This window comes from Paenarthrobacter sp. E2MeOHC11 (genome assembly GCF_058744955.1).
Window position 1 is genome coordinate 2,864,653 of record NZ_CP196673.1, and the last position, 22,477, is coordinate 2,887,129.

General features: G+C 62.6%; 20 protein-coding genes. 7 read left to right on the plus strand and 13 right to left on the minus strand.

Annotation, left to right across the window (positions count from 1 at the left end; genetic code table 11):
- Positions 1–34: 34 nt before the first annotated feature.
- The 4 genes from ACSSVG_RS13445 to ACSSVG_RS13460 form a co-directional block, all read right to left on the minus strand.
- Complete coding sequence (locus tag ACSSVG_RS13445; RefSeq protein WP_492415181.1) at positions 35–1,048, minus strand: hydroxyacid dehydrogenase; 1,014 nt, start codon at positions 1,046–1,048, stop codon at positions 35–37.
- The gene (locus ACSSVG_RS13450; protein ID WP_492415182.1) at positions 1,045–1,977 is read right to left on the minus strand and encodes a carbohydrate ABC transporter permease; all 933 of its coding nucleotides are present in this window, start codon (positions 1,975–1,977) and stop codon (positions 1,045–1,047) included. Before ACSSVG_RS13450 ends, ACSSVG_RS13445 begins: the two co-directional genes overlap by 4 nt.
- Positions 1,974–2,906, minus strand: coding sequence for a carbohydrate ABC transporter permease (locus ACSSVG_RS13455; protein WP_492415183.1), 933 nt, complete (start codon positions 2,904–2,906; stop codon positions 1,974–1,976). Before ACSSVG_RS13455 ends, ACSSVG_RS13450 begins: the two co-directional genes overlap by 4 nt.
- Before the next feature lie 70 nt (positions 2,907–2,976).
- Positions 2,977–4,290 (minus strand): ABC transporter substrate-binding protein, encoded by a 1,314-nt coding sequence (locus ACSSVG_RS13460; RefSeq protein ID WP_492415184.1) that lies wholly within the window; start codon positions 4,288–4,290, stop codon positions 2,977–2,979.
- Between the two features lie 288 nt (positions 4,291–4,578).
- Between ACSSVG_RS13460 and ACSSVG_RS13465 the strand changes: the two genes are divergently transcribed.
- The gene (locus ACSSVG_RS13465; protein WP_492415185.1) at positions 4,579–6,600 is read left to right on the plus strand and encodes an outer membrane protein assembly factor BamB family protein; all 2,022 of its coding nucleotides are present in this window, start codon (positions 4,579–4,581) and stop codon (positions 6,598–6,600) included.
- A gap of 129 nt (positions 6,601–6,729) precedes the next feature.
- Positions 6,730–7,809 (plus strand): LacI family DNA-binding transcriptional regulator, encoded by a 1,080-nt coding sequence (locus ACSSVG_RS13470; RefSeq protein WP_492415186.1) that lies wholly within the window; start codon positions 6,730–6,732, stop codon positions 7,807–7,809.
- A 22-nt stretch (positions 7,810–7,831) separates the two neighbouring features.
- On the opposite strand, the gene ACSSVG_RS13475 is transcribed toward ACSSVG_RS13470, so the two are convergent.
- Positions 7,832–8,818: an ornithine cyclodeaminase family protein gene (locus tag ACSSVG_RS13475; RefSeq protein ID WP_492415187.1), complete on the minus strand. Its 987-nt coding sequence runs from the start codon at positions 8,816–8,818 to the stop codon at positions 7,832–7,834.
- A gap of 464 nt (positions 8,819–9,282) precedes the next feature.
- Between ACSSVG_RS13475 and ACSSVG_RS13480 the strand changes: the two genes are divergently transcribed.
- The 5 genes from ACSSVG_RS13480 to ACSSVG_RS13500 all read left to right on the plus strand — a co-directional run bounded on the left by ACSSVG_RS13480 (position 9,283) and on the right by ACSSVG_RS13500 (position 14,425).
- A complete protein-coding gene (locus tag ACSSVG_RS13480; protein ID WP_231338420.1) occupies positions 9,283–10,434 on the plus strand; it encodes an amidohydrolase in 1,152 nt (383 codons plus the stop codon).
- A gap of 88 nt (positions 10,435–10,522) precedes the next feature.
- Positions 10,523–11,458 carry an ABC transporter substrate-binding protein gene (locus tag ACSSVG_RS13485; RefSeq protein ID WP_492415188.1) on the plus strand — a complete coding sequence of 312 codons (936 nt, stop codon included), beginning with the start codon at positions 10,523–10,525 and terminating at the stop codon, positions 11,456–11,458.
- A 2-nt stretch (positions 11,459–11,460) separates the two neighbouring features.
- Positions 11,461–12,426, plus strand: a complete 966-nt coding sequence (locus ACSSVG_RS13490; RefSeq protein ID WP_492415189.1) for an amino acid ABC transporter permease — start codon at positions 11,461–11,463, stop codon at positions 12,424–12,426.
- Between the two features lie 26 nt (positions 12,427–12,452).
- A complete protein-coding gene (locus ACSSVG_RS13495) occupies positions 12,453–13,205 on the plus strand; it encodes an amino acid ABC transporter ATP-binding protein (protein WP_492419206.1) in 753 nt (250 codons plus the stop codon).
- Between the two features lie 23 nt (positions 13,206–13,228).
- A complete protein-coding gene (locus tag ACSSVG_RS13500) occupies positions 13,229–14,425 on the plus strand; it encodes an amidohydrolase family protein (RefSeq protein ID WP_492415190.1) in 1,197 nt (398 codons plus the stop codon).
- Between the two features lie 71 nt (positions 14,426–14,496).
- Here the strand turns inward: ACSSVG_RS13500 and ACSSVG_RS13505 are convergent, their stop codons facing one another.
- From ACSSVG_RS13505 to ACSSVG_RS13540, 8 genes are all read right to left on the minus strand, one after another.
- Positions 14,497–15,891 carry a phosphomannomutase/phosphoglucomutase gene (locus ACSSVG_RS13505; RefSeq protein WP_231338416.1) on the minus strand — a complete coding sequence of 465 codons (1,395 nt, stop codon included), beginning with the start codon at positions 15,889–15,891 and terminating at the stop codon, positions 14,497–14,499.
- A gap of 91 nt (positions 15,892–15,982) precedes the next feature.
- Positions 15,983–16,171 (minus strand): hypothetical protein, encoded by a 189-nt coding sequence (locus tag ACSSVG_RS13510; protein ID WP_231338415.1) that lies wholly within the window; start codon positions 16,169–16,171, stop codon positions 15,983–15,985.
- 46 nt (positions 16,172–16,217) lie between these two features.
- A complete protein-coding gene (locus ACSSVG_RS13515; RefSeq protein WP_231338414.1) occupies positions 16,218–16,961 on the minus strand; it encodes a sulfite exporter TauE/SafE family protein in 744 nt (247 codons plus the stop codon).
- Complete coding sequence (locus tag ACSSVG_RS13520) at positions 16,962–18,401, minus strand: NAD-dependent succinate-semialdehyde dehydrogenase (RefSeq protein ID WP_231338413.1); 1,440 nt, start codon at positions 18,399–18,401, stop codon at positions 16,962–16,964. It lies immediately after the preceding gene.
- A gap of 58 nt (positions 18,402–18,459) precedes the next feature.
- On the minus strand, positions 18,460–19,275 hold the full coding sequence (locus ACSSVG_RS13525) for a carbohydrate ABC transporter permease (RefSeq protein ID WP_159706046.1): 816 nt from the start codon (positions 19,273–19,275) through the stop codon (positions 18,460–18,462).
- A 4-nt stretch (positions 19,276–19,279) separates the two neighbouring features.
- Positions 19,280–20,236: a carbohydrate ABC transporter permease gene (locus ACSSVG_RS13530; protein WP_492415191.1), complete on the minus strand. Its 957-nt coding sequence runs from the start codon at positions 20,234–20,236 to the stop codon at positions 19,280–19,282.
- The gene (locus tag ACSSVG_RS13535) at positions 20,233–21,522 is read right to left on the minus strand and encodes an ABC transporter substrate-binding protein (RefSeq protein WP_492415192.1); all 1,290 of its coding nucleotides are present in this window, start codon (positions 21,520–21,522) and stop codon (positions 20,233–20,235) included. The genes ACSSVG_RS13530 and ACSSVG_RS13535 overlap by 4 nt, the downstream gene beginning before the upstream one ends.
- A 70-nt stretch (positions 21,523–21,592) precedes the next feature.
- A complete protein-coding gene (locus ACSSVG_RS13540) occupies positions 21,593–22,477 on the minus strand; it encodes an aldolase (protein WP_492415193.1) in 885 nt (294 codons plus the stop codon).

The following is a 22,477-nucleotide window of genomic DNA, read 5'->3' on the forward strand; positions in this document are numbered from 1 at the left end:
TTAAGTCGCCGTCGTCAGTGTTGTGGCGTGAAGGTCATGCCGTGAAGGCGAGGTCCTTCGCTTGGAGCCTGTGGAGGAGTGGTTCGCCCCGTGAGATCCGCGCGGCTTCCTCAATGGTGCTGACCGCCATCCGCTCAAGTTCCATGCCCAGTGAGCCCGCCAAGTGCGGTGTGAGCAGCACGTTGGGATGCGTGTAGAAGCCTGAATCGGCCGGGAGCACCCAGGGTGTGGTGACGTCCAGGACCGCGTACAGGTCGCCTTCTTCGATGCGTCGGAGCAGGGCGTCCTGGTCCACCAGTTCACCGCGGGCGGTATTGATGAAAGTAGCCCCCGGCTTGAAGCTGGCCACCAGCCCTTGGTGGATCAGGTTGTAGGTGGACGGGAGCGACGGCGCGTGGAGGCTGACGACGTCGCAACTGGCCACCAGTTCCTCAAGGCTGAGAAGTTCGACGCCGAGCGCGGCTGCCGCTGACTGGTCCAGGAAGGGGTCGGAGACGACGACCTCGACGTCGTAGGACTTCAGGAGGCGGATGACGTGCTTGCCGATCCTGGATGCTCCGATGATGCCCACGCGTTTGCCGAAGTTGCCCATGTCCGGGAACACGTTGTCTGGCTCAATTTCGGTCTTCTCCGAGTGCAGCTTCCGGGCGATCTGCAGGACCCTTTTGTTGGCCAGCAGGATCATGGCCACCGTGTATTCGGCAACGGGGATTGAATTGGCATCGGCTGCCGTGCTGATTTCGATGCCCCTGTCCCAGCACTCCTCGCCCACATGATGCTTGACCGTGCCGCCAGCGTGAAGGACATGGGTCAGGCGCGGGGCCGCAGCCAGGGCGGCTGCGTCGAGCCTCGGGCAGTTCCACCCCGTGATGAGGATGTCCGTCTCCGCCAGGAGTTCCACTGAACGTGGGGAGGTGAAGTCCTCCATGGGCTCCGGGCTGAGCAGCCGCAGGCCGGAGGGCATGGTCTCCAACCTGCGTTGGGGAAAGACCCGGGATACGACGCCGGGACCCATGGCGAGTGCGACGTTCAGTGGGGTTGTGGTCACTTGACGCTCCCTGCTGTGAGGCCGGACTTCCAGAACCGCTGCAGCATGATGAAGGCCAGCAGCAACGGGATGATCGAGAGCAATGAGCCGGTGATGACCATGGGCGTGAACTCAGGCTGCGGAACTGAATAGCCCTGCCAGATGGAGATGCCGACACTGACCGGCAGCAGTTGCTGGTCCTGGAGCATTACCAGCGGAAGCATGAAGTTGTTCCAGACACCCACGAACTGGAACAAGGCGATGGTGATGTAGCCGGGCATCATCATGGGTAGCCCCAGGGAGAAGAAGGACCGGATGGGCCCGGCACCGTCCATGCGGGCAGCCTCGAGTGTCTCTGCCGGGACGTAGCTGGCGGAATAGACCCTGGCCAGGTACACGCCGAAGGGGTTGCAGAGCACCGGGATGAGGATGGCCCAAATGGTGTTGGTCATGCCAACCAAGGAAGCCAACAAGTACATGGGCAGCACTGTGGCGGTGTTGGGAATCAGGACGCCCACCAGGACGAAGCCGAACAGTGAGTCCTTCCACCGGAACTGGAACTTGTCGAACGCATACCCTGCCATGACCGAGATCAGGCTGCCGAAGACGGCACCAACGCCGGCGTACATCACTGAGTTGCCCAGCCAACGGAAGAACAGCCCGCCGTCTTGCTTGGCCACGTTGGCGATGTTCTCGAACAAGGAGAAGTTCCCCAAGGCATAGGCGCTGGTGCCGTACAGGTCTGCAGCGTTCTTGGTGGAGGCGAACACCAGCCACAGGACCGGGACCACCATGTAGGCCGAACCGATGATCAGGAGTCCGTTGACGGTGAACTTGCTGGCGAAACCGCCTCCGCGGTTGGAACTGCCACGGTTGGAACGGGATCCGGGGCGGCGGCTCGCTGGTTTCGGCGGGGCCATGTGGGGACGGGAGAGTGTTGAGGAGCTCATGATTTGTTCATCCTGGAGCTAAGGCGGGTGACGGCCAGGGACAGGATTGCGGCCAGCCCGGCGATGATGATGGAGGCCGCCGCGGCCTGGTTGAGGTTGTGACGGATGAAGGCTGCGTCATAGGCCCACAGGTTGGGAACCCACGTACTGGTCACGGAGGCGGTGGCCTTGGAAATGATGTTCGGCTCCGTGAACAGCTGCAGGGTGCCAATGATGGTGAAGAGCATGATGACGCTCAGCGCCGGCAGGATCAGCGGGAACTTGATGCTGATAGCTGCCCGGATTTCGCCGGCCCCATCCACGCGGGCGGCTTCCAGGATTTCCCGGGGAACGGCCTGCAAAGCGGTGAACAGGATGATCACGTTGTAGCCGGTCCATTCCCAGACGCCGATGTTCACGATGGACGGGAGCACCATGTGTGCGTCCAGGAAGTTGATCTGGATCCCGCCGCCCTGGAGTGCTTGGACCAGCGGGCTGATCCCAGGGGTGTAAAGGTAGGCCCAAATGAGGGCGGCGATGACGCCCGGAACCGCGTGGGGAAGAAAGACAAGAAGCTGGAAAAGCTTGCGGGCCTTGGCCACCGTTGCATCCATGAGGAGGGCGAAGACCACTGCCCCACCCACCATGCAGGGAATGTAGATCAGGCAGTACAACCCCAGGCGGGCGATGCCTTCCACAAACGTTTCGGACTGGAACACCTGTACGTAGTTCTCAAGTCCGACGAACACGGTCTTGGCTTCCCCGAAGCCCAGCCCGGACTTCTGCTGCGAGTGGAAACTCAGCACCAGCGAGTAGATCACCGGTGCAATCATTGCGATTGCGAAGACCGCGAAGAAGGGGACCAGGAACAGCGCAGCAGTCCGTCCGCCGGTTCCCGCAAGTGCGCGGCCTTGGCGGCGCACTGTGGTGGTGAGGGCCTGGGTGGCCATGGGATTCTCCTAGCTTGGAGGGGGCCTCTTCAAGAGGCCCCCCGCCTGTGTGGCTACTCGGTTGAAGAGGCTATTCCGTAACGGACAGGCCGGCCTGCTTCAGGCCGCCCACGGTGGCGTCCTGGGCAGTGTCGACGGCGTCATGGATGGTGCCTCCGGTGGTCAGCTTGCCGTAGGCGTCCTTGAGGGCGGTGTTGGTGATGTCCCAGTTGGGTCCCCACTGCCAGCCCGGGGTGATGGTGCCGTAGGCCTTGGTGAAGACCGAGTAGATGTCGTTGCCGAAGTAGCTGGCGTCGTAGGCCTGCTGGGCTACCGGCGTCAGGCCCGGGAAGGCAAGGAACGCGGAGCCGGTGTTGCCGCGGGCTTTGATGGCATCCTGGTTGGTGGTGAGGAACTCGACGAACTTGGCGGCCGCTGCCGGGTTCTTGCTGCTCTTGGTCACGTTGAAGCTGGAGCCGCCATAGAAAGCGCCCGATTCGTTGCCCCAGTTGGGCAGTTCGGCAGCGATCCACTGGCCCTTCTGTCCGCTGGCTTCAGTGCGCTTCTGGATACCCGTGGCGCTCCAGTTTGCGCCAACCACGCCAACAACAGTGCTGTTGGCGAGGTCCAGGCTCCACTCGTCGCTGTAAGCCTGGGTGACCTTGACGATCTTCTGGTCGATCAGCTTCTGCCAGTAGCTGGCCACCTTCTGCGTAGCTTCGTCGTTGACTCCCACCTTCCAGCTCTCGCCTTCGGTGCCGAACCACTTGGCACCTGCCTGCCAGGCCAAACCGGCGCTCGCCGCTACCTCGTTGGGGTTGAAGCTGGCCAGGTAGGAGTCAGGCGCTACGGCCTTGAGCTTTTTGCCTGCCTCTTCGAATTCGTCCCAGGTTTTGGGGACCCCGACGCCGGCCTTGTCCAGCATGTCTTTGCGGTACCACATGAGCATGGGGGCTGCGTCGTACGGAAGTGCGTAGGTCTTCTCACCGAACTGGACCAAAGCCTTGGTTTCGTCCGTGAGCTTGTCCACGGTCTCGGCCTTGTTGATCAGGCCATCGAGCGGGATCACCTGGCTGTTGCTGACGAACTGGGGCAACTGCGGGTACTCAATGGTGGCGACGTCCGGGCCGTTGCCGGCCGTGATGGCGGTGGAAAGCTTCGCATAGCCGCCGTTGGCGCCGTTGGGGATGGTCTCGAAGCTGACCTTGATCTTGTCCTGGCTGGCGTTGAACGCCTCGGCCACCTTGTCCATGCCTGCCAAAGAAGACCAGAAGGTGATGGAACCCGTGGGATCTTCTGTGGGCGTGGGAGCAGAGGAAGTGCTGGGGCCCGTGCCGCAGGCTGCGAGCAGCAGGGTGCTGGCGGCCAGGCCGGCCACCCCTGCAAATAGGTGACGACGCTTCATGGTGTTCTCCTTTGAAGACTGTGCGATGCGAAGAGGGGACATGTGGTTGGGGCCACACGCGATGAATCCATGTAATCCGCAAGTTCGAACATCTTCAATATTTCAAACAAATTCAAACATTCTGCTGGGAAAAAATCGCCGTCAGGGGCAGATGAGGCCAAAGAATCTGCAACCGTTTGTGTTTGAACGAACAGAAACGCTGGACGACGTTCGCTCGACGCTGCTATGAATTCTGGACACCCGAACGGCGACTACTGAAAAAGTCACTACCTAAGAACAGGGATTCCAATGGAGAAATCGAACATCAGCAGGCGGGCAGTCCTACAGGTCGGCGGTGCTGCGTCCCTCGCCGCCGCCATCGGCATGGCAGCCGGCCAACCGGCGTCGGCGTCCGCCTTCCTTGCGTCCAAGCCGAAGGCGACGGAAATCCTGGACCTGGGTCCCGCCGTCGTACAGTTCTCACTGATGAGCGGGCTGCTGGTGGGCGACGTTCTTTACATCGGTTCCCGCAACCTGGAGCCGGTCCGGATCATCGCCTTCCATGTCCCCACCGGAAAGGTCATCGGCCAGACCGAGCTCACCAACGGGCACTCCATCCAGACCCTGGCTGCTGACGCCTCGGGCCGTTACCTCTACGCCGGTGTTCTGCAGAAGTCGACCGGCACGCAGCCGAACCTCTTCCGCTGGGACCTCAACAGCCTTGGCACCAAGGCCGCGGCGATTGGCTACATCGGCGACCGGGATGTCCGTGACCTCAGCGTGGCGCCCAACGGACGCCTCTATATTGTGGGTGGCGGAAGCCCCACGGCGCCGGCGCTGTGGGAGTTCGACCCCGCAACCAATCAGATCACCAGCCTCGGCATCCCCGATGCCGGCGCCACTCTTGCCCGTGCCGTGGCCGCTACCGACTCCACGATCTTCTTCGGTGCCGGCAGCACGCTCAATGGTGGCAGCGGCGCCAGCCGGGCCTGTTTGTTTGCTTACGACCGCGCTGCCAAGACCTTCACCAACGTCACTCCGGCTGAAATGCTGAAGGATCCCAGCATCCGCGACCTTGGCATCGTGGGAGACAAACTGATGGTGAGCTCCGCCGGTTCACTGGAGAACTCCAAGATTGCCGCTGTGAACCTCAGCAACCCGAAGACGTATGTGCAGGCCCTGTCCGAGGGGAAGACTGCCAAGAACTTTGCGGCCATCGGGGATAAGGTCTACTTCGCCAACGAGACCGGGCTGGTGGCCTACAGCTTGTCCGCCAACGCAATATCGGCTGTGCCGTACCAAGGGCCTTCGTTGGGTGAAATCTGGGGCGTCGACGCCTTGGGCGGCAAGCTGCTGGTCACCTCGGGCTACGGCTTCGTCGCTGAAATTGACCCGGCAACCGGAACCACCAAAACTACCGACCTCGGCGAAGCCGGCGCACCCTCTGATCCGCAATCGGTGATGGGAATTGCTGCCGGAGCAGGCTACGTCTATGTGGGAGGCAACGGCGTCATTGCGCGCCGCTCGCTCCGGACAGGGGAAGTTGCCAATATGCTCGCCCCTGGTGAAGCGAAAGATGCGATCGTGGTCAACGGTGCCCTGTATACAGGGCAATACAGTGGCCAGGGCATTTGGAGCTACGACCCCCGGAATGGGAAGCCGATCACGCAGGTGGCGGAATTCCCCAAGGAACAGAACCGACCCCTGGACGTCTGCTGGGACGAGCGCAACAAACTGGTCCTCGTGGGGGCGCAGGCGGACACCGAGGGCGGTGGTTCGCTGTGGACTTATGACCCGCGCACCGGTAAGAAGGGCTTCTTCCTGAATCCGATCGACAACGTGCAGTTGCTCCGGGCGGTGGCATCCCGCGACGGCGTGGCCTATTTGGGGGGCGGCAATCCAGGTCTCGACGGCGCAGGAACCGTGGTGGCATTCAACCCTGTGGCAGGGAAGGAATTGTGGCGACTGGATGCCGGGGAAGGGGCAGGCATCGCGGCCCTCGCCGTACAGGGTAAGTACCTCTACGGTGTGACGCGCAAGGGCGGTCTTTTTGTCATGGACCTCCCCAAACGCAAGATTGTGCACCGTTCGGACATCAGCGCCGTGAGTTCCGGCTTCGCCGCCTTGGTGACAAACCGCGGTGCTGTCTACGGCGTCTCGAATACGCACGTCTTCCGCTTCGATCCCAAGACCTTCGAGGTAGCCACCGTGGTAGCTGATATCGACGGCGCCTGGTACAGCGGCGCACATATCAACAACGATGAGGACGGTTACCTTTATACGATGCGGGGCCGGAACCTCGTGCGGATCAACGACCACCCCCGGCGGTAGTGGCTGGCGTTGCGGGGACCGCTCTGCGTGCTCTGGCGAGTGTTTTAGGCGCAGAGCGGGCCCCGCAACGCTGTTTGTATTCGGTCATTTATGCTTGTTTGAACATTGGGATTCCGGAAGAGGATTGGCATGCTCAGCGGGGAACGCCACGAGAAGATACTCCGTGAGTTGGAGCTGCGCGGGACCCTGACCGTGAACGAGTTCGCCGAAAAGAGCGGCCAGTCCACCATGACCATCCGCCGAGACCTGACGCAGCTTGCGGCCCAGGGCCTGCTGAGGAGGGTCCACGGCGGTGCAGTCCGGATGGTCGTGGAGCGGCCCGGAGACACCGTGCACCGGCGCGCCCGTCAACCGCTGGCCACCTTGGGACTCATTGTCCCCACCACCGGCTACTACTTCCCGGAAGTCATTCGTGGCGCTGAAGCCGCAGCCAGGGCGCTGAATGCGCGCCTCATCCTGGGTGTCAGCAACTACTCCGAGGAAGACGAGTTCCGGCAGCTCCAGCGCATGGTGGCCAACGCCGTCGACGGCATACTCCTGGCAACCGCTGGACCCCTTGAGCCCGGTTCGCCGACGTTCGAATTGCTGTCCGGACTGCGCATCCCCGTGGTGCTCGTGGAACGCTCAAGCCGGGTTTTCGAATCAGTGATGTCCGATCACAGTTACGGCGCCGAGCTTGCCATCGAGCACCTTGCTTCCTTGGGCCACCGCCGGATCGGGCTGGCCATCGCCACCAGCCCCACGGCCCCTTGGCTCCGTGAAAGCCATGAGCGCATGGTGGCTAAGTTGGGACTGGAAACTGATGCTCCCATCATGGAATATGTACGGTCAGTAGTGGGCGCAGGCAACAACCAAAAGGAGTTCGCAAAATTCCTGAAAGATTGCCGGCGCACTGGGACGCACGCTGTCCTGGTCCTTCCCGATGAGGAAGCCATCACCCTGATCAACCTCGCTGAGGAGTCCGGCGTCGACGTGCCTGAGGACCTGGCGATCGTCGCCTATGACGACGAAGTGGCCGACCTCGCTCCCGTACCCCTGACCTCGATCGCCCCGCCAAAACGCGACGTCGGATACGCGGCGGTGACCATGTGCATGGAACGCCTCGCGGGAAAGACAGGGTCTGTGGTGTCGCCCGCCCTCCGTCGCGTGAGCCTTGCCCCGAAGCTGATCATCCGGGAGTCAACGGCGATAGGGGAGGACGTGGAGTAGGGAGTCACTCGACTCGCGGACTTCAGCGGGACATGTCAATGGCCGTTCCGAGACCGTTCCGGAGGGCCGCGTCATAGAGCAGCCGGCCGATGGCCAGGTCCTGCATGCCGATGCCGACTGAATTGAAAAGAGTGACGTCGTCGTCGTTGTCACGCCCGGCCAACTGACCGGTAATGACCGCGCCGAGCTCACCCCGCACGTCGTCGAGCGACATGAATCCTTCGGACACGGCCAGCATGAGGTCGCCTGACTTCTGGACGGCGGTTTCCATGTTGTCGACGAAAACCCTGGAGCGGCCCATCCCGTCCGCATCTATTTCACGGTGGGTGGGCCGGGGGCGGGCCCCCACCGCATTGATGTGAAGCCCCGGACGGAACCATTCGCCGTGGACCAGCGGCTCTACGGACGGTGTAAGCGTGCAGAGGACATCAGCGGCCTCCACCGTTTCCTGGACACTGGATGCTGCCACGATCTCGATGGCGCGATGCGTGGTCCTCGCCTGGAAGGCTTGGATAGTGGCGTTGGTGCGGGACCAGACGACTACCTTCTTGATGGGTAACACGTGCAGCATGGCCTCGACATGGGCGATCGCAAGGGCGCCTGCGCCGATCAGGCCGAGTGTTGAACTGTCGGGCCGGGCAAGGTACTTGCTCGCCACAGCGCTTGCCGCAGCCGTCCGGACCCGCGTGGGAACTCTGCCGTCGAGAAGGGCGAGGGTTTCCCCAGTGAGCTGGTCCGCCAGCAGGATGCTTGAACGCTGCGTGGGGAGTCCGGCCTCGCGGTTGGCGGGAATATCGGACAGCAGCTTCACGGCCGCGAGTCGCTGTGTATCGGCCAGTCCGGACATGAGCAGATACCGTGCGTCCGAGGACGGCAGGTGAAGGGACAGCGGAGCTGGCTGCTGGGCGGTGCCTCGGGCGATATCGACGAATCCACGTTCGACGGCGGATATCGTTTCGGACATGCTGGCCAGATCTTCAAGGGCTGAAGCGGTGAGAATGAGTGTCATGGGCACCTTCGGAGGTTGAGCGCTATGAATCGGAGTCGACTGCGCTCAAGGTATACCAAGCTTGAAATCCCCGTCAATGACCTGCTGGATATCTCGCTGGATCACGGTGTTTAGTAGTCACTCAACGACGCCAACTCATTCATATGACTCAAATTGGTATACCAAAGATCCGCCCCCGGGATGCAGGCGCGCCCCTCTCCGCCGGAGGGAGCGATGTGGGACCTTCGCGCGTCAAAAATTCTGTTTGGTATGCCAAATGGCAACACTCACACCTCAATTGATGGCTGAATCCCCTGCTTGCCTAGAAAATATTCGGAATCTTTTGCCTCGACTATTGCCATGGGATACCAAATGAATCTACTGTGTGCCTATCTAGTTCACGTGACGATCGTCATGAAAGTGGGAGATTTGGGATGCAGGACATGCTTATCGAGCGCGTACGGCTGGCTCATGGATCGCGGCCAGTGGACCTGCTCGTCCAGGACGGCCTCATCGCACAGATTCAGCCAGCTGGCATCATTGACCCCGCCACGGCGGTGCGCGAGGACGGTGCTGGTGCGCTCGCCCTGCCCGGAATGGTCGACGCCCATTGCCACATCGATAAGACCCTCTGGGGCCGCAGCTGGGTTCCGCATTCCGCGGGGCCCGCGCTCGAGGACCGCATCGCCAACGGCGAGCGGGGCCGCGCGGAGTTCGGCCTGCCGAGCCGCGACAGTGTGTACGCGCTGCTCGGGCAGATGGCCGCCGCGGGGACGACCCTCGCCCGCACCCACACCGATGTCGATCCCGACATCGGGCTCCGCGGTCTCAAGCTCGTCGCCGGCGTCGCCGAAGAGCTGGCCGACGTGATCGACGTCGAACAGGTCGCTTTCCCGCAGGGCGGACTGCTGACCCGTCCCGGCACGGCCGAGCTGCTTGAGTCGGCTCTTCAACAAGGGCTTGTCGGATGCCTGGGAGGCATCGACCCCGCCGCGCTGGAGCGTGACTCGGTGCGTCACCTCGATCTGATCTTTGGGCTCGCCAAAACCTACGGCACACGGCTCGACATCCACCTGCACGAGCGTGGCACTCTGGGCGCGCACACGATGGAACTCATCATCGAGCGAGTGCTGCGGCACGGGCTCGAGGGCAGGGTCGCCATCTCGCACGGCGTAGCCGTCATCGAGGTCGACCAAGCCCAGTCCGAGCGGATCTCGGAGGGCCTCGCGGAAGCAAGGATCTCCCTGCTGACGGCAACGGTCTACAACACGCCGGTGCTGCCGATTGCCGAGCTGCGAGGGCGGGGTGTCAACATCGGCGCAGGCAATGACGGCGTGCGGGATCACTGGGGACCGTACGGTAACGGCGACATGCTCGACCGCACCTTTCACCTGGCATATCGCAACGGTTTTCGCACGGACGAACAGATCTACTCGGCATTCGACGTCGCAGTCACTGGCGGGGCCCTAGCCCTCGGGCGCGAACCCGCCCGGATCGAACCCGGCGCACCCGCCGATCTCTTCCTCATCGATGCAGCGAGCATCGGCGAGGCAGTAGCAGCCCGGACGCCACGGCGGCTCGTGCTGAAACGCGGCAAGGTCGTCGCGCGCCAGGGGAACCCCCTGCGCGCGGGATGACCCAGGCCCCGGCGAGCGGGATCCCGCTCGCTTGCTCCCCCCAACCAGTTCCGCATCCCGCGGAACTCCGCCCCGAAAGGCAAGAACAATGTCGTTCTACCGCACCACCTTCGCACGCCGCACTGCGGCCATCATCGTGGCAGGCGGCCTCGCCGTGCTTGGCATGACCGGCTGCGGCGTCTCAGGCTCCACGGCCACGGCCGCCGGGCAATCGGAGAAGCCTGCCGCCCTCGATGAGAAGGCGCCGCTTTATGACCTCCTGCCGCAGAAGGTCAAAGACAAGGGTTTTCTTACCGTCGCCACACAGCCCGACTTCGAGCCGGCCAACTTCACCCCGGCCGGCGAGACCGGCATCCAAGGCTACAACGTCGATCTCATGGAGTCGATGGCGAAGCAGCTCGGTATCCCGGTCAAGTGGGAGAAAGTGCCATTCGACCAGATCCTGATCGGCATGCAGAGCGGAAAGTTCGACGCGGCGATCGCCGGTATGACCGACCGCAAGAAGCGGCAGGAACAGGTCGACTTCATCGATTACCAGTGGGCCGGCACGGTCTTCATGGTGCAGAAGGGCAATCCCAAGGGCATCACGAGCGCCGTCGACGGCGGCTGCGGCGTCAAGATCGGCGACGTAAAGGGCTCCGACGCCCACCGCCTCGTCGACCTGATGGCCGCAGCCTGCACCGCGATCGGGAAGCCTGCCACCGAGCTCATCTCCTTCCCGAACTCGAGCGATAAGAATCTGGCGCTAACCTCCGGCCGCATCGACGCCATCTTCTGGCCCGATATGGCGGTCTCGGTCATCCAGCGCGAGACCGGCGACAAGCTGGAGTCGCTCCCCGTAGATTTCGAGGAGAAGGTCTACCTTGGCATGACTTTCAACAAGGCACAGACCGACCTTCGCGACGCTTTCCTCACCGCCCTCAAAGCAATCCACGAGGACGGCTCGTACGACGGAATCCTGAAGAAGTGGCACGTTGAGGTCATCGACCTCGACACCCCGGGCATCAACCTGGCGAAGAAGTGATCATGCCCGACATCACTCAGTCACCACTCCCGTCCCCGACGATGCCGTCGCACTTTGTACGCAGGGCCGGCGACGAGCCACCCGTGCAGGACGCACCGATCCGTGCGAAGCGGCGACCCCAGTACGGCCAGATCGTCACGGGCCTCGTTGCCATCGCGCTGCTGGTCCTCTTCATCCAGTCCCAGGCCCAGAACCCCAATATGGAGTGGAACGTCACCTGGGAGTACATGTTCAACCCGGTGGTGCTCCAGGGCGTCGGCGTAACGATCCAGTTGGCGATCTTCGCCATGCTCATCTCCATCGTGCTCGCCTTCGGCATCGCATTGATGATCCAGAGCAACAACAAGGTGGTCAGTGTTATCGGACGCGCTTACGTTTGGTTTTTCCGCGGAGTCCCGATGCTTGTTCAGGTTCTGCTCTGGTTCAACCTTGCAGTGCTCTTCCCCGTGATCCTCGGACAGGATACGAACGCCCTCATCTCGGGCTTCACGGCAGGCCTCATCGCCCTCTCACTCGCCGAGTCGGGCTACATGGCCGAGATCATCCGGGGCGGCATCATCTCGGTGCCGACTGGCCAGACCGACGCGGGCGTGAGCATCGGCCTCACCCGCAACCAGGCCCTGGCCCGCATCGTGCTGCCCCAGTCGATCAGGGTCATCATCCCGCCCACCGGCAACCAGTTCATCGGCATGCTGAAGGCAACCTCGCTCGTGTCCGTGATCGGCGGCAGCGACCTGCTGACCCGTGTCCAGCTCATCTATGGGCAGAACTTCAAGATCCTGCCCCTGCTGATTGTTGGGGTGCTCTGGTACCTGATCCTGGTGACCATCGCCGGCACCGGGCAGCATTTCCTTGAGCGTCGCTTCAACGCCTCGCAGCCCGGGTCACGGCGTTCGTCCAAGAGCGCGAGGCCGGCGAAGACCACTAATATTCGGACCATCATCGGAGGTGCGCTGTGGCGCAAGTAGCTCCCGCAGGACCGTCGACCGACACCATGCTGCGTATCGACGGCGTGCACAAGTGGCTCGGGCACAACCATGTGCTCCGAGGCGTGGACCTCGAGGTGCGAACCGGGGAGATCGTCTGCATCCTTGGGCCGTCGGGCTCTGGCAAGAGTACGTTGCTGCGGTGCATCAACCACCTTGACCCCGTCGACGGTGGCGTCATCGAGGTGAACGGGGAGCGCGTCGGCTACCAACTGCACGACGGGCAGCTCTACGAACAGAGCGAACGCCGCGTGGCCAAGGCCCGCCAGCACATCGGCATGGTGTTCCAGCACTTCAACCTGTTCGGTCACATGACAGCCCTCGACAACGTCACCTATGGCCCGGCCCGGGTCCTGGGCCGCCCGAGTCGGGAGGCAGTCGCGAACGCGCGGCAGCTGCTGGCCAAGGTCGGCCTGGCAGATAAAGACGACTCGTACCCCAGCCAGCTCTCGGGCGGCCAGCAGCAGCGTGTGGCGATCGCCAGGGCGCTCGCCATGGAGCCTCGACTCATGATGTTCGACGAACCGACCAGTGCGCTCGACCCTGAGCTCGTCGGCGAGGTGCTGCAGACGATGAGGCAGGTGGCTGAGGAGGGCATGACGATGATCGTTGTCACCCACGAGATCGGCTTTGCCCGCGAGGTCGCTGACCGGGTGGTCTTCATGGATCAGGGCCGTGTGCTTGAGGACGGCCCGGCACGCGATGTGCTCGACAACCCGCAGCACGAACGCACAGCGTCCTTCCTGAGCCGCGTGCACTGAGTCCGAATAGATAGAGGAACAGAATGACTGACAAGAAATTTACCCTGAGGAACGTGCGCCCGTGGGGCGCCGAGGCTGCGGACATCACGATCAGTGGTGGCGTCATCACGGAGGTGGCACTCGCCGGGGGCGCGTTCGACGCCGGTGACCTGGACGGTGGCGGTTTGCTGGCCGTGCCCGGGTTCATTAACGCACACGCCCACGTCGACAAAAGCTGGTGGGGCAAGCCGTGGGTGTCGTACACGTATTCCGAGCACCCGACAGTCGAGGGCTGGATCGCGAACGAGCGCGCAGAGCGTGGGAATTACGACATCCCGAACGTGAATTCGGCCGTAGCGGTGCTGCGCGAGTTCCTCCGTCACGGCACCACAGCGACCCGTACGCACATCGACGTCGACCTCGGCATCGGGCTGAAGGGCCTCGAGACCGTGCAAGCCGCGGTCGCTGAGCTGGATGGGGCGATCCAGGTTCAGACGGTGGCGTTCCCGCAAGACGGCGTTCTTCGCAGGCCGGGCGTGCTGCGGCTGCTCGACGAGGCTGCCCAGGCCGGGGCCGATGCCATTGGCGGCCTCGACCCGGGCACCATCGACGGCGACGTCGAGGGTCAGCTCGACGGGTTGTTCCAGATCGCCGTGGAGCGCGGCGTTGGCCTTGACTTGCATCTGCATGACTTCGGCTCGCTCGGCGCGTACGAGTACCGTCAGGTGATCCGCCGCACTATCGACGCCGGCATCCAGGGCAGGGTGAACATCTCCCACGGTTTCGCCATGGGCTCATTGCAGAAGGGCGTGCAGGAGGAGATCATCGAGGGGCTTGCCGAGGCGGGCATCTCGTGGACCACCGTCGCAATGAGCGGCACCGCGCCGCTGCCCTGGCAGCAGCTGATGGATCGCGGCGTTCCGCTGGGCCTCGGCACCGACGGCATCCGCGACCTGTGGTCGCCGTTCGGCGACGGGGACCTGCTGCGCGTGGCATTCGCCTTCGCACGCCTGCATGGGTTCCGCCACGACGATAAGCTCACCAACGCGGTCGAGTACGCGACCAAACACGGCGCGCCTTTCGTCGGCCGGGAGCAGCACGACCTCGTCGCCGGTGCATGCGCCGACATCGTGCTCCTCGACGCCGAGAACGTCCCGGACGCGCTCGTGCGCTGCCCCCAGCGGCGGCTCGTGGTCTCGGCAGGCCGCGTCGTCGCCCGCGACGGCGAAGTGCTGGTCTGACGCCACGCCCGCAGCACCTGATCGTTACGATCCTGGTCGCTGCGGGCACCGTGGGGGTAGTCCGCTGACGACTACTTCCGGATCATGTCCAGCACAGCATCCCGCATGCGGCCCATGGTCTTTGCATCCTTGGCTTCGACATTGAGCCGAAGCAATTCTTCGGTGTTCGACGCCCGGAGGTTGAACCACCACTCTCCCGACTCTGCGATTACGCTCAGTCCATCGAGGTCATCAATGCGGACACTGGTTGATTGATCGTAGGTTTGGCGCACGTCCGCAATGGCTTGGGCGACATCCACCACAGTTGAGTTGATTTCGCCGCTGGCAGAGTACGGCTCGTATTGCCTTACAAGCTTGGAAAGAGGCGCGGGCTGCCCGCCCAGGGCGGCGAGGACGTGCATCGCTGCCAGCATCCCGGTGTCCGCGTTATAGAAGTCACGGAAGTAGTAGTGGGCCGAATGTTCTCCACCGAACACGGCGTCCTCTTCGGCCATTTGCGCCTTGATGAACGAGTGGCCTACTCGGGTACGGACCGGCCGGCCACCTGCAGCCTGAACAAATTCGGGCACTGACCGGGACGTTATCACGTTGTGGATGACCACTGGATCGGCCTGGCCCGCTGCTTGGACCCTTGAAATCTCGCGTACCGCGATCATGGAGGTAATCGCCGACGGCGTGACTGGTTGTCCGGTCTCGTCGACCACGAAACAGCGGTCAGCGTCGCCGTCGAATGCCAGTCCAAGGTCGGCGCCGTGCTCCAGCACGGCAGCCTGCAGATCCCTGAGATTATCCGGCTCCAAGGGATTGGCTGGATGGTTGGGGAACGTGCCGTCCAACTCAAAGTAGAGCGGAACGATGGCCAGCGGTAAAGCTTCCAATATCTGGCTGCCCAACACTGCGGGAACGGTCAGCCCGGCCATGCCGTTTCCGGCGTCGACGACGACTTTGAGAGGTCGCACGGCGCTTAGGTCCACGAGCGAACGCAGCTTGCGTGCGTAGTCCGCAAGGACGTCGAGCGGGGCCACGGTCCCAACTGTTTCGGCCCCAAGGAAGCCGTGGTCCAGATAGCGCTGGGCGAGGTCCCGGATGTCGAACAGCCCTGAGTCCGAGGAGATGGGGACTGCTCCGGCCTTGGCCATCTTGATCCCGTTGTACTGGGCTGGGTTATGGCTTGCTGTGAAGATAGCACCCGCCGCGTTCAGGGCGCCGCAGGCAAAGTAGAGCTCGTCGGTGGCGATGAGCCCGAGGTCGTAAACGTTGGCGCCCCGGGTTGCTGCACCTTGTGAGAACGCCGAGACGAACCCGCGGGACGAAGGGCGCATGTCACCCCCGCAGAACACTGTCTTGCCCGCAAGGTCCAAGACATCCACAAAAGCTGCCCCGATGGCCTCTGCGACGTGATCGGTCAGCGAAGAGCCGACTATGCCACGGACGTCGTAGGCCTTGAAAGACGTGGAAAGATCCATATTTCTCCTTGCGCGCACGCATCAATGACAGGAAGCGAACGAATTGTGTTGGAAAAGCAACACTATCAGGTAGCTAGCGGCGGGCCTTCACCTAGCGAATGCCGAAGTCCGTATCTGTGTAGGCACCGACGCGTCGACCAGAACCCTCGGCACAGCCGCAGGTGTTATCAACTTCTAGCCGAACGGCCACAGGGTCGGAAGCATCAATCCTGAGTTCAACAGGTTCGCCCTTGGTTGTGGAAACGCGGAGGGTGCCTTCTTTTGATGAAGTGATGGACATGAGAGTCCTTTCGATGGTTGGGGATCTTGAGTTTGTTGGGCGGGTTTCAGCCCATAGCGTCCAGCACACCGCGAATAATGGTGGCGGCTGCTCCGACATAGGCCAGGATGATCAGGAGAATCTGGGCGGCCCTGGTGGAAACCCGCTTGGATGCGAGGTCACCCAGAACCAGTCCGACCAGGCAGGCGGCGGCGACCGCGAGCCACATTGTCATCGGCAGGACAGGAAACGAGGCTGGTGCGGTGACCGCCTTGGAGATCAGGGACAGCGAGCCGATGGTGAAAAAGTAGGGTTGCATTGTGGCGGCGAACGACTTGTGCTGCCACCGGGTGGCGATGGAGTACATACTTACCGCCGGTCCGCCCACCCCTGCCGCAGTATTCATGAAGCCGCTGAGCCCACCTGCGGTGAAGAGGTAGCGACGACGCTGGGGCAGGACGGCTGACTTCATGACCAGCAGGACTGTCAGGCCCACGGCAAGGGTCACTCCGATCGAGATCTCCAGCACCGACGGTGGCAGATAGCGGATGAGGATCGCCGCGGGGACAATGCCCAGGAGGGCTGACGCGGCCAGTGCCAGGTATCTTTTCCAGTCAATGTCCCGCCTGACGCGGAAGATGATCGCTCCGGCCGTCACGGCTCCGCAGACATTGACCAGCACCACGCCTTCAACAGGGCCCAGGAGCAGGACCAGGAACGGGGCCGCCACCAAAGCGAATCCCATGCCGGTGACGCGCTGCATCCCGGCACCCATGACGACTGCTCCCAGAACAAGTCCTGTGGTCAGCATTTATGGCCTCCAGGCTACGTACTGGACCTCCTCGAACTCCTCCAGGCCCAGACTTGATCCTTCCCTGCCCAGGCCGGACTGCTTGGCGCCGCCCATGGGTGTAAAGGCCACGGAAGGGAGGGGATCGTTGACTCCAACAATGCCTGCCTCCAGCTGTTCGGGGATATCCCAGGCGCGCTTGGAACTGCTGCTCCAGACGTACGCGGCCAGACCCATTTCGGTGGCGTTCGCCTTGCGGATCGCTTCCTCTTCCGAGGAGAAGGTCACCACGCCTGCTGCGGGGCCGAAGACTTCCTCGCTCACCAAGGGCGCGTCGTCGGGAACATCGGCCAGGAGTGTGGGGGCCACGAAGGAACCCTGGGTAGGAACCTGGGTCCGTTCGGTGACCCGGCGGGCTCCACGGCTGAGGGCATCGTCCACCAGGGCCTGGACAGCGGCCACGCGCTCGGCGTCGATGACGGGACCAAGATCCGGTACGGGTGTCCCGCCGTCGGGAACACCATGCCCAATGGTCATCGCATCAAATTTGGCAGCAAGTTTCCGGGCGAATTCGTCCGCGATGCTGTCTTGGACCAGGAATCGGTTTGCGGCGACGCAGGACTGTCCTGTGTTGCGGAGCCTTCCGAGTACAGCCCCCTCGACGGCGGCGTCGAGGTCTGCGTCTTCGAAGACGATGAACGGCGCGTTGCCGCCGAGCTCCAGCAACGGCCTCACTACACGTTCGGATGCCGAGGCCATGATCTGGCGGCCCACCCCGGTGGACCCCGTAAAGCTGACGGCGCGGACAGCGGGATGCTTGAGCAGGGCGCCGGTGATTTCGCGTGAAGGGCCGTGGACCAGATTGACGACGCCGGCGGGGAACCCGGCATCGTGCAGGATCTCAAACAGCCCGGTCGCAGCCAGCGGTGCCTTCTCAGAGACCCGGCCCACCACAGTGCAGCCGGCGGCGAGCATGGCAGCGAGTTTGCGGGCTTGGATGGAAACGGGAAAATTCCATGGGGTGAGGCTAAGTGCGACTCCGATGGGCCTGCGAGTGCTGAGGTGCCGGCGGCCGCGGAGCTCGGGTGGGCTGACGGTGCCAGTGGTGCGGCGTACTTCCTCGGCGAACCAGCGGAAGTATTCCACTGAGAAGTCCACTTCGCCTTGCGCCTCGGGGAGTCGCTTGCCGGCTTCCAACGCCAGGGTGAGCGCCAGTTCGTCGCGGCGTTCGGACAACAGCGCAGCGGCATTGTGGAGGAGGTCGGCGCGGGTGCGGGCCGTGGAGCGAGACCAGTCACCAAATGATTCGGCGGCAGCGTCAGCGGCTTTGGTTGCGTCCTCGGCAGTTCCCCAGGCCACCTCGCCTACGGTGCTCCCGTTCCCGGGGTCTGTCACGTCCTTGGACGTTCCTGCTGAGTGCCAGGTTCCGTTAATCAGGTGTTGTGCTGATTTCAGGTTCACTTTGTGTTGCCTTTCGTTGGCTGGGAGGGGTGCGCTGTCCGGCGCGCGGAACGGTGCCTCATCCCTTGCTGGCGCCTGCGGTGATGCCCGCGACGAAGTAGCGCTGAAGGAAGACGTAGGCCACCACCACAGGCAGGGAGGCAAGGATGACTCCGGCGAACAGCAACGGGTAGTTGGTTTGGAATTCTCCCTGAAAGCTCAGCAGGGCCAGCGGCAGGGTGCGGTTACCGGGGGACTGGATGAACAAGAGGGGGTACAGCAGTTCATTCCAATGGATGACGAACAGGAAGATGGCAGCAGCGGCTATCGAGGGCGCCGAGAGCGGGAGTGCGATGGATACGTAGGTCCGCCAAGGTCCGGTGCCATCTATGGAGCATGCTTCGTAGAGTTCTTTGGGCAGTGTGCGCATGAAACCGCCGAGGATGAAGACGGCGATGGGCAGTGTGGAGACGATGTTGGCCACGATGAGGCCGGTGAGGTTGTCCAGAAGGCCCATGCGGCCGAACAGGACATACAACGGCACCATGTTGGCTTGGGCGGGGATGGCCATTCCCAGAACCAGGAATCCGAAGATGGCCCAGGATGCGAAGCCCCTCAGCCGGGCGACCGCATAACCAGCGAGGCTGGCAATGAAGAGTGTGATGGGAACGGAGATGCCGGTGACGATGACGCTGTTCAGGAAGGACGAGCCCAGGTCCTGGCCGCCAATGACTTCCGCGAAATTATCGGGCGCCAGGGACTGGGGCAGGCTGAAGGGACCCTCGAAAAGTTCCTGTGTGGACTTGAAGCTGCCGAACAGCACAACGGTGATGGGGACGATAATGATGACCGCATAGATGGCAAGGATTCCGCGGCGGCTGATTGATGCAAGCATGCTGTCATTCCCCCTTCGGGGTCAGACGGAGCAACCGGCGCTGCAGCCAGGTAACCAAGGCGATCATCCCCATGAAGATGATCGACTGAGCGGCGGCATATCCGAACTCCGAGTTGGCAAAAGTGCTGTAAATGCGGGTGGAGAGAATGTCCAGGGACCCTTTGGGTGGGTTGCCCGCGATACCCAGGATCAGGTCGAAGGCCTTGAACGATTGCACCGTGGTGTAAGCGACGACGATGGACGTGGCCGGGGCTACGAACGGCCAGGTGATGGACTTGAACTGCTGCCATTTGTTGGCTCCGTCCATCTCGGCCGCTTCGTACAGTTCGCGGGGAATGGCCTGAAGACCTGCGATGTAGACCACCATCATCTGGCCCGCATGGAACCAGACTTGCGTGACGGCTACCCAGTACAGTGCCTGGGAATTGTTGCCCAGGTAGGAACCTTGAAGCCCCTCCAAGCCGATGGCGCCCAGTGCCGAGTTGGCGAGACCGAAGTTGGGATCGTAGATGAACTTCCAGATGAAGGCCACCGATACTGAGGACAGGATGGTGGGGAAGAAGAACAAAGCGCGAAGCACCACGTTCCCCCGGGAATTCTTTGTCAGCAGCAGCGCGAGCAGTAAGGAGAACAGCGTTTGTGCAATGACCACCAGCAAAACGAACTTCAGGTTGTTGGTCAGGGCGTTGGTGAACAGTGAATCCTTGGTGAAGGCCCGGACGAAATTGTCCACACCCACGTAATTGAAGGCTGCCGAGAATCCATTCCAGTCCGTGATGGCGTACTGGAACGCCTGCAGCGTGGGCATCACCAGGAACACGGCGATGATGGCCACCGCTGGCAGCGGGAAGAGGTAGAGGGCAGGATTCACGCGGGTTGGGGACCGGCGCTTCTTCGATGCGGCTTCCATAGTGCTGTCCGGCGCCTTTCGCTTGGGAGCCGTTCCGGTATGGGTACTCACAGCCGTTCGTCGACAATCTTCTGGGCTGCCTCGGCTGCTTGTTCAGGGCTGGTGCCTGAAATGACAGCCGTTGCGCTGGCTTCAACGGCGTTGCGGACGTCCAGGTTCTGGAACTGGAACCGGGCGGCCAAGGCCGTCTTCTTGTCCAGCCACGGGCTCAAACGCTTGAGGTCCGCGTTGGTGTATTCGACGTCCTTGACGGACACATGCTGGGCCGTCTGGTTGGCGTAGTAGCCAGCGTTGGCAGGTTCGGACAGGAAGTCAATCCATGCTGCGGCGGCCGCCTGGTTCTTGCTGGCGGAGTTGACGCCCAGGATGAACGTGGCATTGTAGGCGCCCTCATACTTGGCGTTGCCGTCCGTGGACGTGTTGGGGAAGACCAGCTCGATGGGGAACGTCGCACCCAGGTTGCGGACAGCTGCGATGTGGTACGAGCCCGTGGCCAGCATCGCGGCCTTGCCTTGGGAGAAGAGATTCTGTGCAGGCTCCACAGCAGTACCTGTGGCATTGGGCTGGAGGTAGGGGACCAGATCCTTGTACTGGTTCAACATCCTGATGAACCAGTCATCCGTGCACTTGAGCTTGCCCTGTTCGATTTGGGCACACATGTCATCCACCGGGGCGTTGTTGGCAATCATGCAGTTGAAGAGCTGGCCACCATTTCCAACGTCGCCGCCGGGCCAGGAGATGGGGACGACGCCGGATGCAGCCAACTTTTCGCACATGCCCAGGAAGGCGTCCCAGTCTTTTGGCGCCAGTTCGGCGCCGGCTTTGTCGAACAGGTCCATGTTGGCCATCGGCATGGGGAAGACCACCTGATACGGCAGGCCCAATTGGCTGTCGCCCGACTGTCCGGCCGTCAGAAGGCCCTTCTGGTAATTGCCAACAGCTTTGCTGTTCTTCAGCTCGGTGTAGATACCGGCTTCACTGAAATTGTTGAACTGGGCACCGCGGAAGGTGGCAAACGCGTCACCGATGGCCGCGCCACGCACCTTTTGCAAACCCTGGGCGTTGTAGTCGTTGGACGTGGAGATATCCTGGGCCACCTCCACGCCGGCGTTCTTTGCAGCGAAACGTTTGATGAGTTCGTCGAAGACTGCCTTGTCCTCGCCACGCCAGTGGGCGAAGGACACCCTACCTGTGATGGCACCGGTGGCAGGCGCGGAAGGACCTGTGGCGCCACCTGGGGCAGTGGAGCCGCCGGGGCCGGCGCATGCTGCGGCGGTCGCGCCGAGACCCAGAGCTCCGAGAACGGCCATGGCCTGCCTGCGTGAAATCTGACTCACAATAATCTCCTCGTTGAGTGTTGCTGTGCCTAGTTGTTGGGGAATCGGGCACACATGGTGCCCTGAAGGATCAGGCGGTGGTTCGCTGGGCCGAGACCACCTCGTCGACCACAGCGCAGAGTCGCTGCAGACGACGGACTGCGTCCGTGGACAAGGATTCGACGACGTCGGACGAGCCGATGCAGGACGCCCACACGGCGCGACCGGACAGGAACCCGCTGGCACCTTCCAGGCAAGCCCATCGGACGGCGTCCGGGAAAATCTCCTCCGGTACTCCCGAGGAGAGGACTACCCAGGGACCGTCGATGGCCTTGGTGAGTTCGGCGCAAGCTGCACGGACTTCGGCTTCAGAAGCCTGGCCCTTGAACGGGACCTCCGCTTTATAGAGGTCAGCTCCCAGGCTGCCGAGTTCCTTGGCCGCAGCCAGAATGCCGGCGTTCCAGTCGAAGTCGCCTCCTGCCAGGGGTTTGCGGGAAACAGGTTCGATGATGCTGATCAGCCCGGCGGACTTGCAGCTTTCCACGAATTCGCGGACCATCGCCACCCGCCCTTCGGCGGGCTCATCCGGTCGGTAGAGAACCAGCAGCTTGAGGGCCTTCGCGCCCAGGGCGGCATATTTCTTCGGTTCAACAAGTTTGTCGATGGTCACTTCGCCCACAAGCTCGCCATGGGCAGACTCGAAATGGTCGGCTGAGGCGATGAGCCCGCAGCTTGGGTCAACGACGTTGGCCTCAATGGCCTGATCCAGCGCGAACTGGCGGTCAATGAGAACGCCGGAGGCATAGGGAGTGAGAATGCGGGCAGCTGCGAGCTTGAAGTCGCGGAGGTCCTCGTCAGTTACGGGTTGGTCGGTGTGCTCGGCAAACATGTTCCGCATGGCTTCGCGCTGGTCAACGGCGAGCATGGCGAAGGCACCCGACGGGCGCTGGAGTGAAGAAAGGTTGATGGTGCTCAT